Consider the following 17646-nt stretch of genomic DNA (forward strand, 5'->3'; position numbering starts at 1 on the left):
TCTCAGCCCCTCCTCAGGAGCAGTCGGGCCTCGCCGACGGTGATGACGGAGCCGGTGACGAGCACACCGCCGCCCGCGAACTCGCCCTCCTCCTCGGCCAGCGTGATCGCGGCCTCCAGCGCGTCCGGCAGCCGCGGTTCGACCTGGACGCGGTCCTCGCCGAACACCTCGACGGCGATCGCGGCCAGTTCGTCGGCGTCCATCGCGCGGTGGCTGGCGTTCTGGGTGACGACGACCTCGGCGAAGACCGGCTCGAACGCCTCCAGCAGCCCGCGGACGTTCTTGTCGCCGCTCGCGCCGACCACACCGATGAGCCGGGTGAACTCGAACGCCTCTCCGATCGCCGCGGCCGCCGCCCGAGCACCCGCCGGATTGTGCGCGGCGTCCAGGACGACGGTCGGCGAGCGCCGTACCACCTCCAGCCGGCCCGGAGAGGCGACGGCGGCGAACGCCTTGCGCACGGTGTCGATGTCGAGCGGACGGGCGTGCTGGGAACCGACGCCGAAGAACGCCTCCACCGCGGCGAGCGCCACGGCGGCGTTGTGCGCCTGGTGCGCGCCGTGCAGCGGGAGGTACACCTCGGGGTACTCGCCGCCCAGCCCGCGCATCGTCACCATCTGGCCGCCGACGGCGATCTGCCGGGCGACGACCCCGAACTCCAGGCCTTCCCTGGCCACCGTGGCGTCCACCTCGACGGCCTTCTTCAGCAGCACCTGCGCGGCGTCGACCGGCTGCTGGGCCATGATCACCGTCGCGTCCCGCTTGATGACACCGGCCTTCTCGACGGCGATCTCGGCGGGCGTGTCGCCCAGCCGGTCGGTGTGGTCGAGGTCGATGGGCGTCACCACGGCGACACTCCCGTCGATCACGTTCGTCGCGTCCCAGCTGCCGCCCATGCCGACCTCGACGACCGCCACGTCCACGGGCGCGTCGGCGAAGGCGGCGTACGCCATGCCGGTGAGCACCTCGAAGAAGGACAGCCGGTACTCCTGCTGGGAGTCGACCATCTCGACGTACGGCTTGATGTCCTGGTACGTCTCGATGAACCGCTCGGCGGTGACCGGCGCCCCGTCGAGGCTGATCCGCTCGGTGACCGACTGGACGTGCGGCGAGGTGTAGCGGCCGGTGCGCAGCTCGAAGGCACCGAGCAGGGCCTCGATCATGCGGGCGGTGGACGTCTTGCCGTTGGTGCCGGTGATGTGGATCGACGGGTACGAGCGCTGGGGCTCGCCCAGGACGTCCATCAGCGCGGAGATACGGCTGACCGAGGGCTCGAGCTTGGTCTCGCCCCAGCGGGTGGCGAGCTCCGCCTCCACCTCGCGCAGCGCCTTGTCGACCCCGGGGTCCTCGGGGCGCGCGGGTGCCTCCGCCCGGGGCACGCCGCCCTGGGTGCGCAGGGTACGGCTGCCGGCCTCGATCACCGCGAGGTCGGGGTCGCGGCGGGTCTCCTCCTCGACGAGCTCCGCGAACTCGTCGAAGGTGTCGTCCGGGTCGGGACCTGCTGGTTCTGGGCGCTCGCTCACGGTGCCAGTCTACGGACCGCCCGGCCCGTGCCCGGCAGGCCCCGCTCCCGCGTCAGCCGAGCCATCTGCGCAGCCCCATCCGGCCCCACAGAACGCTCACCGCGAAGGCCAGCGCGGCGGCGGCCGACGCCGACACGGCGAGCGCCGCGGGCGCCCAGTAGCCGCGCGGCAGCCACTCGGCGACCGGCCTGACCAGCAGCATCACGCACAGCAGATGTACCAGGTACGTCCCGAACGACGCGTCCGACAGCCGCCCGAGCACCGCCCGCGCCCGCTCCGGCACCCGCGACCCGCGACCCGCGCCGAGCACCGCGAAGGTCAGCGCGGCCACCGTCACGCTCCCGTACGCGGCGGGATGCCGCACGGTGAGCTGGTACACGACGAGGGCAGCGAACGCGACCGCGGCGCCCGCGAGCCACAGCGGGCGCGGGCCGCACCGCCGGGCGGCGAGCAGGGCGGCACCCGCCACCGCGTACCCCAGCGAGGACAGCGACACGCTCCACTCCCAGTCGGGCAGCGGCAGCCCGGTGAGCGTCCGCGCGTCCCCGGCGAAGGCCGGTGCGACGGCGAACGCGACCAGCAGCGGCAGGGCCCGGCGGGGCGTGGCGCGCCGCCTGACGACCAGCACCGTGACGCCGAGGAGCAGCACGAGCGGCACGTAGGCGTAGAGGTACCAGAGGTGGAAGGCGGCCCGCACGGAGCCGAAGAGCGCGCGCGCCGCCTCCTCGGCGCCGCCGTCCGGAGGCGGCCCGGCCAGGTACTGCCAGAGGAGGTAGACCGCCGTCCACACCGCCATCGGACGCAGGATCCGGCCGAGCCGGGTGAGGAGCTGGGCCTCGTCGCGCACCGGTGAGCCGGACAGGGCGGCCCAGCCGGCCATCGCGAAGAACGCGGGCACGGCGAACCGGCCGGCCGAGTCGCCGACCACGCCGGTGGTGCGGTGTCCGGCGTGGAGGAACTCGGCGGAGGCGTGCACCAGCACGACGGCGGCGGTGCAGACGACCCGCAGGAGGTCGATGTCGTGGCGCCGCTCCCGCTCGGACGCACGCCGCGCGGGCGGTCCGGCGGGCGGTGCGGCGGCGGTGGTGGTGGGCACGGTGCGGGACATCGGAGGGCGTGCTCCTGACGGCGTCGGCCTGCGGAGGATCACGCCACAGGATCCCGCCGGCGGGTTACGCGACGGCCGCCATCACGTGAACGGCCCCCGGCCGGAGAGGTCGGGGGCCGTGCACGAGCGGGGGGCCGGGTGGCCGGCCGGTCGGCGGTCGGTGGCCGGTCGGTGGCCGGTCGGTAGCCGATGGCCGGTGGCCAGGCGGTCGGGTGGCCCCGGCCGGGAACGGTCGGAAACCGTGGCCGGCTTCAGGACCGTGGACTGCCCGGGATCGCGGACGATCGGGGTCCCGGAGGTGGTTCAGGGCCTGGAACATCTCGCCGCCGCGAACCGCACGGCGCCGGGGACTAACCGGTGCCGGGAGCGTCCGGCGCCGCACCGTCCGGGCCGGGAACCACCCCGACACCGGGGCCGTCCGGCGCCGGGACCTGCCCAGCGCCGGAACCGGCCGGTGCCGGAACGGGCCCCGGCACCGGGTCAGGCGGCCGGCAGGCGGTCCAGCTGGATGCGGAGGCGGGCGATGTCCTCGTCCGCCTTGGCCAGGCGGGTGCGGATCTTGTCGACCACGTGATCCGGGGCCTTCGCCAGGAAGGCCTCGTTGCCGAGCTTCGCCGTCGCCTGGGACTTCTCCTTCTCGGCGGCGGCGAGATCCTTGGCCAGGCGCTTGCGCTCGGCGGCCACGTCGATCACGCCGGACAGGTCCAGCGCGACCTCGGCGCCGGCGACCGGCAGGGTCGCCGTGGCCGTGAAGGAGTCCCCCTCCGGCTGGAGGCGCAGCAGCTGCCGGATCGCCGGCTCGTGCGCGGCGAGCGCCGTGCCGTCGAGGGCCAGCCGGGCCGGGACCCGCTGGCCGGGCTGGAGCCCCTGGTCGGCACGGAAGCGGCGGACCTCGGTGATCACCGACTGGAGCGTCCCGATCTCCCGCTCGGCGTCGCCGTCCCGGAAGCCGCTGTCCTTCGGCCACTCGGCGATGACGACCGACTCACCGCCGGTCAGCGTGGTCCAGAGGGTCTCCGTGACGAACGGGACCACCGGGTGCAGCAGCCGCAGCGTGACGTCGAGGACCTCACCGAGGACCCGCTTGCTGACCTCGGCCGGCTTGCCGCCCGCCTGGAACGTCGTCTTGGACAGCTCGACGTACCAGTCGAAGACCTCGTCCCAGGCGAAGTGGAACAGCGCGTCGGACAGCTTCGCGAACTGGAAGTCGTCGTAGAACGCGTCGACTTCCGCGACGGTCGAGTTCAGCCGGGACAGGATCCAGCGGTCGGTCGGCGACATCTGCGACGCGTCCGGCAGCGGGCCGTCCACCGTCGCGCCGTTCATCAGGGCGAAGCGGGTGGCGTTCCAGATCTTGTTGGCGAAGTTGCGCGAGCCCTGGACCCAGTCCTCGCCGATCGGCACGTCGACGCCCGGGTTGGCGCCGCGCGCGAGCGTGAAGCGCAGGGCGTCGGAGCCGTACTTGTCCATCCAGTCCAGCGGGTTGACCGCGTTGCCGAAGGACTTCGACATCTTCTTGCCGAACTGGTCGCGGACCATGCCGTGCAGGGCGATGGTGTGGAACGGCGGGGTGCCGTCCATCGCGTACAGGCCGAACATCATCATCCGGGCGACCCAGAAGAAGAGGATGTCGTAGCCGGTGACCAGGACGGAGTTCGGGTAGAACTTCGCGAGCGAGTCGGTCTGTTCGGGCCAGCCGAGCGTGGAGAACGGCCACAGGCCGGAGGAGAACCAGGTGTCGAGGACGTCGGTGTCCTGGTGCCAGCCCTCGCCCGTCGGCGCCTCGTCGTCCGGTCCGACGCAGACGACCTCGCCGTCCGGCCCGTACCAGACGGGGATGCGGTGGCCCCACCACAACTGCCGCGAGATGCACCAGTCGTGGAGGTTGTCGACCCAGTCGAAGTACCGCTTCTCCATCTCCTGCGGATGGATCGTGACGCGGCCGTCGCGGACGGCGTCACCGGCTGCCTTCGCCAGCGGGCCGACCTTGACCCACCACTGCATGGACAGCCGCGGCTCGATGGTGGTCCTGCAGCGCGAGCAGTGGCCGACGGAGTGGACGTAGGGCCGCTTCTCGGCGACGATCCGGCCCTCGGCGCGCAGCGCGGCGACGATGGCGGAGCGGGCCTCGAGCCGGTCCAGGCCCTGGAAGGGGCCGTGGGCGGTGATGACGGCGTGCTCGTCCATGACGGTGATGGCCGGGAGGTCGTGCCGCCGGCCGATCTCGAAGTCGTTCGGGTCGTGCGCCGGGGTCACCTTGACGGCGCCCGTGCCGAACTCGGGGTCGACGTGCTCGTCCGCGACGACCGGGATGGAACGGTCGGTCAGCGGCAGCTTGATGAGCTTGCCGACCAGGTGCCGGTAGCGCTCGTCGTCCGGGTGGACGGCGACGGCGGTGTCACCGAGCATCGTCTCCGCGCGGGTGGTGGCGACGACGACGGTCTCGTCCCCGTCGCCGTACTTCATCGAGACGAGCTCGCCGTCGTCGTCCTGGTACGCGACCTCGATGTCGGAGATCGCGGTGAGACAGCGCGGGCACCAGTTGATGATGCGCTCGGCGCGGTAGATCAGCTCGTCGTCGTAGAGCCGCTTGAAGATGGTCTGGACGGCCTGGGAGAGGCCCTCGTCCATGGTGAAGCGCTCACGCGACCAGGCGACGCCGTCGCCGAGGCGGCGCATCTGGCCCGAGATCTGGCCGCCGGACTCGCCCTTCCACTGCCAGACCCGCTCGACGAACGCCTCACGGCCGAGGTCGTGGCGGGACTTGCCCTCCTTGGCGAGCTCGCGCTCGACGACGTTCTGCGTGGCGATGCCGGCGTGGTCCATGCCGGGCTGCCACAGCGTCTCGAAGCCCTGCATGCGCTTGCGGCGGGTGAGGGCGTCGATGAGCGTGTGCTCGAAGGCGTGCCCGAGGTGCAGGCTTCCCGTGACGTTCGGCGGGGGGATGACAACGGTGAAGGGCGGCTTGTCGCTCGCCGCGTCCGCCTCGAAGTAACCGCGCTCTACCCAGCGCTCGTACAGCGGCCCCTCTACATCGGCCGGCGCGTACTGGGTCGGCAGTTCGGTCGTGGGCGCGGGTGGCTGCTGCTGAGCGTTGTCGGTCACGGGGCTCAGTTTAGAGGCGTCACGGGCCTGTCCCGAAACGCCTTTCCTTTGTAACGGTGCGACCCCCGCCTGTCAGAAGCCGCCAGTCCTGAGTCAGGATGTCAGCGACGCATAAGCATCTGGAGGGGAACCCAGAAATGAGCTACAACCAGCCGGGCCCGTACGGCGGGCAGCAGCCCCAGCAGCCCGGGCCGTACGGCCAGCAGGGACCTTACGGCCAGCAGCCGCAGGCTCCGCAGCCCGGCTACGGCTACCCCCAGCAGGCGCCCCCGCCCGGACAGCCGGGCTACGGCTACCCCCAGCAGCCCGGTCAGCCCGGTGTCCCGCCGCAGCAGCCCCCGTACGGCCAGCAGCCGCCCTACGGGCAGGCCCCGTACGGCGCGCAGCCCCAGCCCCCCGCCCCGGGCGGTGGCGGCAAGAAGGCCGCGATCATCGTCGGCGCGGTCGCGGTCGTCGCGGCGATCGGTGTGGGCGCCTACTTCGTGATCGGCGGGGGCGGCGGCGCCGGCGGCCTGGAGGACGACGGCCCGCACAAGCTGTCGGCGCCGGAGACGGTGATGAGCGAGTACACGCGGGTCGGCGACGGCGGCGAGAACTCCAGCACCGGCATGGCGGACGACCTGGCCAAGGGCGGCATCAAGAACGGCAAGTCCGTCGCCGCCTCCTACTCGACGGCCGACTTCAGCAACTACGACCCGCAGGACCCGACCACCATCCCCGACCGGGCCGAACTGCTGACCGCGAAGGGCGTGTCGTTCTTCGGCGCGTACGGCGAGGTCACCGACCCGGAGGCCGCGGTCGACAGGGTCTTCGCCTCCCTCAAGAAGGAGTCGGCGAAGGGCGGCAACGAACTCATGACCGAACTGGTCGGTGAGCCGGAGTCGGTCGACCTCGACGGTGCGGTGATGAAGTGCCAGGCGGCCAAGGGCACCAACAACCTCACGCAGAAGGCAACGACCAACTGGTTCTGCGCCTGGGGCGACTACAGCACCATCGCGGTCGTCTCCCCCGGCGACAACACCAAGGACATCACCAAGAGCGCCGCGGCGGACATGACCACCAAGGTGCGCAACGAGGTACGCGTCACGTCCTGACCCCGGACCGTACGCACCAGGAAGGGCCCCGGTCGTCGACCGGGGCCCTTCCTCGTCGCTTCGCTGCCGCCGCCGCGGCGGCGGTCACGCCGTCTTCTGCTCGCCGGAGCCCCGGCCGCGGGCGTCCCGCGGGATCAGGGTCGGGTTGACGTTGGAGAGGACCACGTCGGCGGTGATGACGACGCGGGCGACGTCCTTGCGGGACGGGACCTCGTACATCACGCCCTGGAGGACCTCCTCCATGATGGCGCGCAGGCCGCGGGCGCCGGTCTGACGGAGGATGGCCTGGTCGGCGATGGCCTCCAGCGCCTCGCGCTCGAAGTCCAGCTCCACACCGTCGAGTTCGAAGAGACGCTCGTACTGCTTCACCAGCGCGTTGCGGGGTTCGACGAGGATCTGGAGCAGGGCCTCGCGGTCCAGGTTGTGGACGCTGGTGAGGACCGGGAGCCGGCCGATGAACTCGGGGATCATGCCGAACTTGACCAGGTCCTCCGGCATGACCTCCTCGAACTGGTCCTTGTTCTCCATCTCCCGCTTGGAACGGATCGTCGCGCCGAAGCCGATGCCCTTGGCACCCGCCCTGCCTTCGATGATCTTCTCCAGTCCGGAGAAGGCACCGCCCACGATGAACAGTACGTTCGTCGTGTCGATCTGGATGAACTCCTGGTGGGGGTGCTTGCGGCCGCCCTGCGGCGGGACGGAGGCCGTGGTGCCCTCGAGGATCTTCAGCAGGGCCTGCTGTACGCCCTCGCCGCTGACGTCGCGGGTGATCGACGGGTTTTCACTCTTGCGGGCGACCTTGTCGATCTCGTCGATGTAGATGATCCCGGTCTCGGCCTTCTTGACGTCGTAGTCGGCCGCCTGGATCAGCTTCAGCAGGATGTTCTCGACGTCCTCGCCCACATATCCCGCCTCGGTGAGCGCGGTGGCGTCGGCGATCGCGAACGGGACGTTCAGCATCCGGGCCAGGGTCTGGGCCAGCAGGGTCTTGCCGGAGCCCGTGGGGCCCAGCAGGAGGATGTTGGACTTGGCCAGCTCGATGGCGTCCTCGCGGCCCTGGGCGCCGCCGTTCTCCCCTGCCTGGACGCGTTTGTAGTGGTTGTACACGGCGACGGAGAGGGCCTTCTTCGCCGACTCCTGCCCGACCACATAGCTTTCGAGGAACTCGTAGATCTCGCGCGGCTTGGGAAGCTCCTCCCAGCGGACCTCACTGGTCTCCGCGAGTTCTTCCTCGATGATCTCGTTGCAGAGATCGATGCACTCGTCGCAGATGTACACACCGGGCCCTGCGATGAGCTTCTTGACCTGCTTCTGGCTCTTGCCGCAGAACGAGCACTTGAGCAGATCGCCGCCGTCACCGATGCGTGCCACGGTGTGCTTCCCCTTCGCCTGGGAGTCGACCGGACGTCCGTGTCCGGCGGCTCCTGGTGCTGCCTTATGTCCGACGGTACCTTGCCTGGCCCCCCGTTCGGGCCCCCCTTGGCACGGTTCACTTTGACGTGGACCGTGCCAAACCGTGCCAAGGGGCGGCAGACGTTACACCCCCGCGGCGCGTCAGCGCAGGCTGGAGTTGTCCATCTTCCGGGTGGTGATGACCTGGTCGATCAGTCCGTACTCCAGCGCGTCCTCGGCCGTGAGGATCTTGTCGCGCTCGATGTCCTCGCGGATCTTCTCGAGCGGCCGGGTGGAGTGCTTGGCCAGCATGTCCTCCAGCTGGCTCCGCATCCGGAGGATCTCGTTGGCGGCGATCTCCAGGTCGGAGACCTGACCGCGGCCGGTCTCGCTGTACGGCTGGTGGATCAGCACACGCGCGTTCGGCAGGGCCATGCGCTTGCCGGGCGTGCCGGCGGCCAGCAGGACGGCGGCGGCGGAGGCCGCCTGGCCCATGCAGACCGTCTGGATGTCCGGCTTCACGTACTGCATCGTGTCGTAGATCGCCGTCAGGGCGGTGAAGGAACCACCGGGGCTGTTGATGTAGACCGAGATGTCCCGGTCAGGGTCCATCGACTCCAGGCACAGCAGCTGCGCCATGACGTCGTTGGCGGAGGCGTCGTCGATCTGGACGCCGAGGAAGATCACCCGCTCCTCGAAGAGCTTCGCGTACGGGTCGTACTCGCGGATGCCCTGGGATGTGCGCTCGACGAAGCGCGGGATGACATAACGGGACTCGGCAGCGGGGCCGGTGTACCGGCCCTCGGAGGCGGCGGGGGTGCGGTCGTACAGGCCGCTGCCGGGGAAGTCGTTCACGGTGTCTCCTGGAAGGGGGCTGAGGCGGTCGGCTGGGGCTGCTGGGGCTGGTTCACCGGGCCGGGGGCCCGGAGGGGCGGGTGCGGGGCCACAGGGCTCCGCGCGGCCCGCTCAGGCCCCGGTGCCGCCGCCGCCCGGCATGCCGGCGGCCGTGGGGATCACGTCGTCGATGAGGCCGTACTCCTTGGCCTCGAAGGCGTCGAACCAGCGGTCGCGGTCGGAGTCTCGGGTGATCTGCTCGACCGACTGGCCGGTGTGCTGGGACGTCAGCTCGGCCATGCGCTTCTTGGTGTGCAGCAGCCGCTCGGCGTGGATCTTGATGTCCGAGGCCGAGCCGGCGAGGCCGGCGGACGGCTGGTGGATCAGGATCTCGGCGTTCGGCAGCGCGAAGCGCTTGCCGGGGGTGCCGGCGCTCAGCAGGAACTGGCCCATGGAGGCCGCCAGGCCCATCGCGATCGTCACCACGTCGTTCTTGATGAACTGCATGGTGTCGTAGATCGCCATGCCGGCCGTGATGGAGCCGCCGGGGCTGTTGATGTACAGGTAGATGTCCTTGTCCGGGTCGGCGGCAAGGAGCAGCAGCTGTGCGGTGATCTTGTTGGCGATGTCGTCGTCGACCGGCTGGCCGAGGAAGATGATCCGCTCACCCAGCAGCCGGTTGTAGACCTGGTCGCCGAGGCCACCACCGATAGAGGGCTCGCCGGCGGCTGAGGGCATCAGATTCGTCACGTATCCACCTGCTCGTCTTACGACGGCGCCGGGCCGTCTCACGTATCCCTGTGGGGTTGAGCCGTATTCGGTGACTCTCGTCCCCTGGTATTCATGGACCCTAACGCGGGGGCTCCGCCGGAGAATCCCGGTAACGGGAGTGTTCGCCGGGGGCGTAGAGGGGTGTAGTGCGCGCTGTGCGGGGCGCCGGGTGCGTTGTCGCCGTGCGGCGGGCCTGTCGGGGCGGCTGGGGTGAGCGCGCAGTTCCCCGCGCCCCTGGGGGTTGGCCGGGGGCCGCCCACCGGATGCGCCCCTGGGGTGGGTGGGGCAGTCCCGCCGTGCGGCGCCTCGTTCCGGGGCGGGTGTGGCCGGGCGCGCAGTTCCCCGCGCCCCTGACGGGGCGGATACGCCGACGCCCGATGATCAGGGCCCGGGGGTTCGTCCGACCGACGCCACCTGGGACGGGTGGGGCAGTCCCGCCGTGCGGCGCCTCGTTCCGGGGCGGGTGCGGGGCGGGTGTGGCCGGGCGCGCAGTTCCCCGCGCCCCTGACGGGGCGGATACGCCGACGCAACCCAGGGTGGGTGAGGTCGTCTCGCCGGGTGGCGCCGGAGGTGTGGTGCTTGCGCGAGGGCCCCGGGGCGGTGTTGCGCCCCGGGGCCCTGTGATCACGCTGGAGGGGTCAGCCCTCGGTCTTCTCCCCGGCGGGGGACTCGGCCTCGGGCTCGGCGGCGGACGCGGACTCGGTGGTCTCGTCCTCCTCCTCGTCCTCGAGGTCGACGGTCTCGCCGTTGGTGTCCTTGACCGTGGCCTTCTCGACCACGACGGCCAGGGCCTTGCCGCGGGCGACCTCGCCGACGAGGAGCGGGACCTGCCCCTGCTCGACGACGGCCTGGGCGAACTGGTCGGGGGACATGCCGGAGGAGGAAGCACGCCGCATGAGGTGCTCGGTGAGCTCCTCCTGGTTGACGTTCAGCTTCTCCTGCTTGACGAGCTCGTCGAGGACGAACTGCGTCTTGATGCCCTTGACCGCGGCCTCACGGGTCTCGGTGTCGAACTCTTCCTCGGTCTTGCCCTGGATCTCCAGGTACTTCGCGAGGTCGAGGCCCATCTGGCCGAGCTGGTGGTGCTCGAGGTTGTGCTTGCGCGTGTTGATCTCGTCCTCGAGCAGCTTCTCGGGGACCGGGACCTCGACCAGCTCGAGCAGCTTCTCCAGGACGCGCTCCTGGGCCTGCGTGGCCTGGTCGTACTGCTTCATGTTCTCCAGCCGCTTGCGGCTGTCCGCCCTCAGCTCCTCGAGGGTGTCGAACTCGGAGGCGAGCTGGGCGAACTCGTCGTCCAGCTCGGGCAGCTCGCGCGCGGCGACCTGGGTGACCTTGACGGTGACCTCGGCCTCCTTGCCGGCGGCCGAGCCGCCCTTGAGCTCGGAGGTGAAGGTCGTCTCGCCGCCGGCCTCCACGCCCTTCACGGCGTCGTCGATGCCTTCCAGCAGTTCACCGGAGCCGATGGTGTAGGAGACGTCGCTCGCGACGCCGTCCTCGAGGACCTCGCCGTCGACCTTGGCCTCCAGGTCGATGGTGACGACGTCGCCGTCATCGGCGGCGCGCTCCACCGGGGAGGTGGAGGCGAAGCGCTCGCGGAGCTCCTCGACGGCCTTGTCGACATCCTCCTCGGAGACCTCGACCGCGTCGACCTCGACCTCGATGCCGGAGTAGTCCGGGATCTCGATGGCCGGGCGGATGTCGACCTCGGCGGTGAAGTTCAGCGTCTCGCCGTCCTTCAGCTCCGTGATGTCGACCTCGGGCTGGCCCAGCGGGTTCAGCTCCGCCTCGTTGACCGCGTCGGTGTAGAACTTCGGGAGGGCGTCGTTGACGGCCTCCTCCAGCACCGCACCGCGGCCGAAACGCTGGTCGATGACCCGGGCCGGGACCTTGCCCTTACGGAAGCCCTTCACCGTGACCTGCTGGTTGATCTTCTTGTACGCCGCGTCGAGGCTGTCCTTGAGCTCCTCGAAGGGCACCTCGACAGTGAGCCGAACCCGGGTCGGGTTCAGGGTCTCCACGGCGCTCTTCACGGTTCGGTCTCCTTGTGGCTGACTTCTCGGGTTCTGCCGGGACCAGAACGGTCCGGCCGATTCGCCGCCCGGAGGACTCAGAGACACACAGGGCGTGCAGCTTGCATAGTAACGGCAGCGGCTACGGCACCCAAAAGGCGATCACCGGTGCGTGAAGCAGGTGGATGGTCGGGGTGGCGGGATTTGAACCCACGGCCTTCCGCTCCCAAAGCGGACGCGCTACCAAGCTGCGCCACACCCCGTCTGGTGCGACACGTAGGGTACAGGCACCCGGGCGGGAAGGCCGACGCATTTGCCGGGCGTGGTGCGGCGCCGGGCGGCGGTCCGGAAACGGGGTGTGCGACGAGGGCGCCCAACCCGCTACGATGCCTGTCAGTGCCGCGGCCTTCCGACGCGCGGCGCGCTCTGTGCGGGCGTAGCTCAATGGTAGAGCCCCAGTCTTCCAAACTGGCTACGCGGGTTCGATTCCCGTCGCCCGCTCTGTACGGCTCAGGGCCGGAACGAGGTCTTCCTCGTTCCGGCCCTGATCGTTTGTGTGGCGGGTCCCGCGGCGCGCGGGCGGGCCGGGCGGGGTCAGAAGCTGATCGAGTTGACCATCTCCGCCAGCGAGTCCAGGAACCGCTGGATGTCGTCGGCCATGCCGGTCGAGGCGAGGAAGAAGCCGAAGAGGACGGCGACGATCGCCGGTCCTGCCTTGATGGAGCCGCCTCTCAGCAACACCACCAGGATGATCGCCAACAGCAGCACCACTGACAGTGAAATGGCCACAACTGATCACACCCTCGGTCGGATCGGCTTCCCCGGCCCGGGCGACGCGACCCCGCGCACCCCGCCAGGACCATCGTGCCACCAACATGGCTCCCCTATGCGGCAGGTGACGGATCGTCCGCGCCGCGGTGTCCGATCACGTGGGTCCACACGCGCCCGCGCGGGGCAACGGTGATGTATCGCACGGCAATTCGAAGAAGTACACGCACAGGGAAATTCGACGGGACCGTTGCCGCTCCCACACAATGCGTTCGCAAGTAATTCGAATTTACGTCGCGTTGACGCAGCGGACGACCCGACTCACCCGTGGAGAGGTGGTGACAGGGAGGCGAAGGCGGACATTCCGTCGGAGTCACCTGCCGCACTCATGCCCCGTTCAGTCCGGAAAAATCGTGACAAGTAGGGTTGCTTTCGATGGTCAAACCCCTTACCGGCGTCATGTGTTGACCATCACTTCACCAGTGTGCGCATATTCCCCGATCCCGGGTACCCGGATTGAATACCGGTAATGACGACGGGCGTTTCCCCAAATCCCGCGGACAACGCTAGGGTGCCTCAGATGTTCCACGCTGCCTCGTCCCCCGCAAGCGCAGCGAGCTCACCGATCGTCCCCCCGCGTTCCCGCCGGGAGGGTCAGTGACGAACTCGCAGCGAACGTACGGAAACCGCAGAGCGCCGCTCCCCCCGGCCGGGTCACTGGCGGACGGAGTGCCGAGCCCGCGCACCACGCACACGGAGAGCGAACCGCCGGCCGGCAGACGGCGCGACGCGTTCTTCGACAACGCCAAGTACCTGGCGATCGTGCTGGTGGCCGTGGGCCACGCCTGGGGGCAGCTCCTGGACGACCGGGCCGTGGAGACCGCGTACCGCGTCGTGTACACGTTCCACATGCCGGCGTTCATCCTGATCTCCGGCTACTTCTCCCGCGGTTTCGACCTGCGGCCCAAGCACGTGAAGCGGCTGATCACCGGTGTGATCATCCCCTATGCCGTCTTCGAGACCGCCTACTCCCTGTTCGAACGCTACGGGAACGACAACCCGGACCACGGCATCACACTGCTGGACCCCACGTACCACCTGTGGTTCCTGTGTGCGCTGGTCGTCTGGCGGGTGACCACCCCGGTGTGGCGGACGGTCCGGCATCCGCTGGCGGTCTCCCTGGTGCCGGCCGCCCTGGGCTCCGTGTCGCCCCAGATCGGTGACGATCTCGAACTCCAGCGGGTGCTGCAGTTCCTGCCGTTCTTCGTGCTGGGTCTGATGCTGCGGCCCGAGCACTTCCAGCGGGTGCGGCACCGCTCGGTGCGCCTGATGTCCCTGCCGGTGCTGGCCCTGGCGACGGCCACCGCCTGGTGGTCGGTTCCGCGGATGGACCTCGGCTGGCTCTACCACAAGGCCGCCGCGGAGGAACTGAACGCTCCCTGGTGGTCGGGGCCGCTGATGGTGTCCGGGACGCTCGCCTGCTCGCTGCTGATGACCGTGTGCTTCTTCGCGTGGGTGCCGCGTCGCCACATGTGGTTCACGGCGCTCGGCGCGGGCACGATATACGGCTATCTGGTGCACGGCTTCTTCGTGAAGGCGGGCATCTACGCGGGCTGGTTCGACCACCCGGCACTGCGGGAGCCGCTCGGCGTGATCGGGCTGACCGTCCTCGCGGCCGCCGTCATCACGCTGCTGTGCACCGGGCCGGTGCGGCGGACCCTGCGGTGTGTGGTGGAGCCGAGGATGGCGTGGGCCTTCAGGCAGGACCCCGCGGCCGAGACGGCCCGCGACCGCGCGGGGGAGAGCGCCGAGGTGCGAGCGCCGGGTGAGAAGGTCGCGGTCTAGCGTTCCGCCCGGTTCACTCCCCCGGCCCTGACCGCTTCACTCCCCCAGACCGAGAAGTGCGCGCATCCGCGCGTACTTCTCGGTCAGCCGTTCGCGGGTGGCCCCGTCGAGGACCGCGAGCCGGGCCGGGTCGGCGTTGTGCGCCAGGTCGGCCTCCTTCACCAGCAGCGCGCCCGGGGTGGCGAGGATCCGGGCCGCGTACGCCTCGGGCGGCTCCCCGGGCCGTTTGGTGACCGCGAGGACGATGTCCTTGGTCCGCCGTGTGAGCGGGGCCTCGTCGAGCCACCGGCGTGTCAGCCGGTCGTCCTCCACCGCGTCGTGCAGCCAGGCCGCCGCGATCTCCTCCTCGTCACCGCCGCGCGCGCGGACGCCCTCGGCGACGGCCCGCAGGTGCTCGGCGTAGGGCCGGCCCGCCTTGTCGGTCTGGTCGGCGTGCGCGGCGCGGGCGAGGGCTGCCACCCGGTCCGGGGGCAGCGGGGCGACGGGGGCGCGCGGTGTCTCGGTCACCTGTCCAGTGTGCCCGGGGGCGCTGGGTCCCGATATCCCCGTACCGCGCCGACGAGGGCTCCGGAGCGTGCGGGCACGCGGTGGCGGGGCGGCCGGTCAGCGGGCCGCGGCGGCGGTCGGGCCCTCCCGGCATATGAGCAGCAGGGCCCGGTCGTCGTTGACGTCCTTGGCGACCGACTCGATGAGATGCCAGGCCGCGCCGTGGAAGCCGCCGGCGACATAGCGGTCGGCCTCGCCGGTGAGGCGGTCGATGCCCTCGACGATGTCCCGGTCGGAGGTCTCCACCAGGCCGTCGGTGAAGAGCATCAGCACGTCTCCGGGCCGCAGAGAGCCCTTCACCGAGTCGAACTGGGCACCGTCGTACACGCCGAGCAGGGGGCCTTCGGCCGCCTTCTCCTCCCAGCGGCCGCTGCCGGCGCTGAGCTGAAGGCCCGGCGGGTGGCCGGCGGAGTAGAGCTCGTAGTCTCCCGAGTCCAGGTCGAGCACCAGGTGGATGGAGGTGGCGAAGCCCTCGTCCCAGTCCTGGCGGAGCAGATAGCCGTTGGCGGCCGGGAGGAAGGCGTGCGGCGGGAGGCTGCCGAGGAGACCGCCGAAGGCGCCCGACAGCAGCAGGGCGCGCGAGCCGGCGTCCATGCCCTTGCCGGAGACGTCCGTCAGGACGACCTCCATCGTGCGCCCGCCGTTGGTGCGGGCCGCGACCACGAAGTCCCCGGAGAAGGACTGTCCGCCGGCCGGGCGCAGCGCCATCTCGCGGTGCCAGCCGTCGGGCAGGTTCGGCAGCTTGCTCTGTACCCGGATGCGTTCACGCAGGTCGAACAGCATGGTGCCGCCGCGCCGCCAGGGCACGCCCACCCGGCTGCGGAACTGGGCGACGAGCAGCCCGAAGAAGCCGCAGGCCGCGACGACGAGGACCACACCGGGGGTGACGCGGGCCGCGCCCTCGGTGTACGGGCCCAGCTTGACCGCCTCCACGATCAGGGCGGTCGCCGCCACCGCGTACAGGCCGAGCAGGCTCGCCGGACGCAGCAGCAGTCCCCCCGCGACGATCGGGACGACCAGGGCGGACGGCGCGCACCACACGGAGTTGGCGAGTGTCCCGGCCGCGATCAGCGGGACGGTGAGCAGCAGACCGACGAGCGCGATCCAGTCGGAGCCGTCCCCGCGGAAGTAGTCGACGGCGGCCCGGCGCACGCCGACGCGGGCCCGGTGCCACTGCTTGTTCAACCGGGCCGTGAACGTGTCGGCTTCCGCGCGCCGCTCTCGTCCTGCTGCCATTAGTTCGGGACCCTATCCATCGGACCGGCCGCTTGGCACGGGAGGTCCTGGTTGTCCCCCCGGACGGGGACCGGAATCACAGTGAACTTCACGGGACGCCGCCGTGGGGCCGCCCGGGAGAAATTCCCTCGCTCGTCCCGCAATGCCCTGGTAGGCATGACCATATGGCGAACGAGCAGAGGGGCCCCGCGCCCGGACTCCGGGCACTGAAACCGGATGAATGGGACAAGATGTACGCGAACCTCATCCGCGCCTTCGGAGGGCCCCCGGAGGCGGAGGAGGAGCGGGAGCTGTGGAACTCGCTCACCGAGTTCGACCGCTTCCTGGGTGCCTGGGACGGCGACGCGTGCGTGGGGTCGGCGGGCGCCTTCTCCTTCCGGCTGACAGTGCCCGGCGGCGCGTCCGTGCCGGCCGCGGGTGTCACGATGGTCGGTGTGGCCGCCACGCACCGGCGCCGTGGGGTGCTGACGTCCATGATGCGGCGGCAGTTGGACGACGTCCGCTCCTGGGGCGAACCGCTGGCCGTGCTGACCGCGTCCGAGCCGGCGATCTACGGCCGGTTCGGCTACGGAGCGGCCACCTTCCAGACGGACGCGGAGATCGACACGGGGCGCGCCGCTCTGTCGGTGCCACCCGGTACGGATGACGTACGGCTGCGGTACGCGGCGCCCGCCGAGGTGCTGGACGCCTGCGAGGCGGTCTACGCCCGGCTGGTGGCGCTCCGGCCGGGGATGCTGGCACGCGGGGCGGGCTGGGAGCGGCTGGGGTTGCTCGACCCGGAGAGCGAGCGGGGCGGGGCGTCCCCACTGCAGTGCGTGGTCGCCGAGCGGCACGGTGCGACGGTCGGGTACGCGCGGTTCCGTGTGAAGCCGTCCTGGGGCCCCGGCGGTCCCGACGGCGAGGTGCTTCTCAGCGCGCTGGAGGCGCTGGATCCGGCGGCGGACGCGGCGCTGTGGCGCTTCCTGTTCGACATCGACCTGACGTCGGCGGTGGTGGCGCGCGGGCGGCCGGTCGACGAGGGCTGGCAGTTCCTGGTGTCGGACATACGGCGGTGCCGGCCGAGGCTGCGGGACGCGCTGTACGTACGGCTGGTGGATGTCGGCGCGGCGCTCAGCCAGCGGACGTACCAGGCCCCCGTGGACGTCGTGTTCGAGGTGGAGGACGCTTTCTGTCCCTGGAACGCGGGGCGTTGGCGGCTGACGGGTGACCCGAAGGGCGCGTCCTGCGAGCGGACCGAGGACACCGCTGATCTCGCCTTGTCGGTACGGGAGTTGGGCGCCGCCTATCTGGGCGGGGTGAGCCTCACGGCGCTCGCGGCGGCCGGCCGGGTGCGCGAGGTACGGCGCGGTGCGCTCGCGGAGGCGTCCCTGGCGTTCGGGAGCGACCGGGCACCGTGGCTGCCGCACGGCTTCTGA

The 17646-nt window shown here is 70.8% G+C and carries 13 protein-coding genes and 2 tRNA genes; 4 read left to right on the forward strand and 11 right to left on the reverse strand.

Annotation, left to right across the window (positions count from 1 at the left end):
• Window positions 1-2: 2 nt before the first annotated feature.
• The 3 genes from HTV45_RS21630 to HTV45_RS21640 form a co-directional block, all read right to left on the reverse strand.
• The gene (locus tag HTV45_RS21630; RefSeq protein WP_215207489.1) at window positions 3-1523 is read right to left on the reverse strand and encodes a folylpolyglutamate synthase/dihydrofolate synthase family protein; all 1521 of its coding nucleotides are present in this window, start codon (window positions 1521-1523) and stop codon (window positions 3-5) included.
• A 52-nt stretch (window positions 1524-1575) separates the two neighbouring features.
• Entirely contained in the window at window positions 1576-2631 is a 1056-nt protein-coding gene (locus tag HTV45_RS21635) for an acyltransferase (protein ID WP_215207490.1), read from the reverse strand.
• Between the two features lie 480 nt (window positions 2632-3111).
• The gene (locus HTV45_RS21640; protein ID WP_215207491.1) at window positions 3112-5736 is read right to left on the reverse strand and encodes a valine--tRNA ligase; all 2625 of its coding nucleotides are present in this window, start codon (window positions 5734-5736) and stop codon (window positions 3112-3114) included.
• Window positions 5737-5873: 137 nt separating this feature from the next.
• Between HTV45_RS21640 and HTV45_RS21645 the strand changes: the two genes are divergently transcribed.
• Window positions 5874-6830: a hypothetical protein gene (locus tag HTV45_RS21645; protein ID WP_215207492.1), complete on the forward strand. Its 957-nt coding sequence runs from the start codon at window positions 5874-5876 to the stop codon at window positions 6828-6830.
• A gap of 84 nt (window positions 6831-6914) precedes the next feature.
• Here HTV45_RS21645 and clpX read toward each other — a convergent pair whose 3' ends face one another.
• The 5 genes from clpX to HTV45_RS21670 all read right to left on the reverse strand — a co-directional run bounded on the left by clpX (window position 6915) and on the right by HTV45_RS21670 (window position 12099).
• The gene (clpX, locus tag HTV45_RS21650; protein WP_215207493.1) at window positions 6915-8201 is read right to left on the reverse strand and encodes an ATP-dependent Clp protease ATP-binding subunit ClpX; all 1287 of its coding nucleotides are present in this window, start codon (window positions 8199-8201) and stop codon (window positions 6915-6917) included.
• A 183-nt stretch (window positions 8202-8384) separates the two neighbouring features.
• Window positions 8385-9077 (reverse strand): ATP-dependent Clp protease proteolytic subunit, encoded by a 693-nt coding sequence (locus HTV45_RS21655; protein WP_103546106.1) that lies wholly within the window; start codon window positions 9075-9077, stop codon window positions 8385-8387.
• Window positions 9078-9188: 111 nt separating this feature from the next.
• Window positions 9189-9794, reverse strand: a complete 606-nt coding sequence (locus tag HTV45_RS21660) for an ATP-dependent Clp protease proteolytic subunit (RefSeq protein ID WP_030217676.1) — start codon at window positions 9792-9794, stop codon at window positions 9189-9191.
• 671 nt (window positions 9795-10465) lie between these two features.
• Window positions 10466-11857 (reverse strand): trigger factor, encoded by a 1392-nt coding sequence (tig, locus tag HTV45_RS21665; protein WP_215207494.1) that lies wholly within the window; start codon window positions 11855-11857, stop codon window positions 10466-10468.
• Window positions 11858-12022: 165 nt separating this feature from the next.
• A tRNA-Pro gene (locus HTV45_RS21670) sits at window positions 12023-12099 on the reverse strand.
• A gap of 167 nt (window positions 12100-12266) precedes the next feature.
• Here HTV45_RS21670 and HTV45_RS21675 point away from each other — a divergent pair.
• Window positions 12267-12337: transfer RNA gene (locus HTV45_RS21675), tRNA-Gly, on the forward strand.
• A gap of 93 nt (window positions 12338-12430) precedes the next feature.
• Here HTV45_RS21675 and HTV45_RS21680 read toward each other — a convergent pair.
• Window positions 12431-12625, reverse strand: coding sequence for a hypothetical protein (locus tag HTV45_RS21680; RefSeq protein ID WP_215207495.1), 195 nt, complete (start codon window positions 12623-12625; stop codon window positions 12431-12433).
• 636 nt (window positions 12626-13261) lie between these two features.
• On the opposite strand from HTV45_RS21680, the gene HTV45_RS21685 reads away from it, so the two are divergent.
• A complete protein-coding gene (locus HTV45_RS21685; RefSeq protein ID WP_215207496.1) occupies window positions 13262-14449 on the forward strand; it encodes an acyltransferase family protein in 1188 nt (395 codons plus the stop codon).
• A 36-nt stretch (window positions 14450-14485) separates the two neighbouring features.
• On the opposite strand, the gene HTV45_RS21690 is transcribed toward HTV45_RS21685, so the two are convergent.
• Together HTV45_RS21690 and HTV45_RS21695 are read right to left on the reverse strand one after the other, a co-directional pair.
• Window positions 14486-14956, reverse strand: a complete 471-nt coding sequence (locus HTV45_RS21690; protein WP_308309723.1) for an HD domain-containing protein — start codon at window positions 14954-14956, stop codon at window positions 14486-14488.
• A 96-nt stretch (window positions 14957-15052) separates the two neighbouring features.
• Window positions 15053-16231 carry a PP2C family protein-serine/threonine phosphatase gene (locus HTV45_RS21695; protein ID WP_215207497.1) on the reverse strand — a complete coding sequence of 393 codons (1179 nt, stop codon included), beginning with the start codon at window positions 16229-16231 and terminating at the stop codon, window positions 15053-15055.
• Window positions 16232-16395: 164 nt separating this feature from the next.
• On the opposite strand from HTV45_RS21695, the gene HTV45_RS21700 reads away from it, so the two are divergent.
• Window positions 16396-17646: a GNAT family N-acetyltransferase gene (locus tag HTV45_RS21700; protein ID WP_215207498.1), complete on the forward strand. Its 1251-nt coding sequence runs from the start codon at window positions 16396-16398 to the stop codon at window positions 17644-17646.

This window comes from Streptomyces sp. CHD11 (assembly GCF_018638295.1).
Classification (GTDB): domain Bacteria; phylum Actinomycetota; class Actinomycetes; order Streptomycetales; family Streptomycetaceae; genus Streptomyces.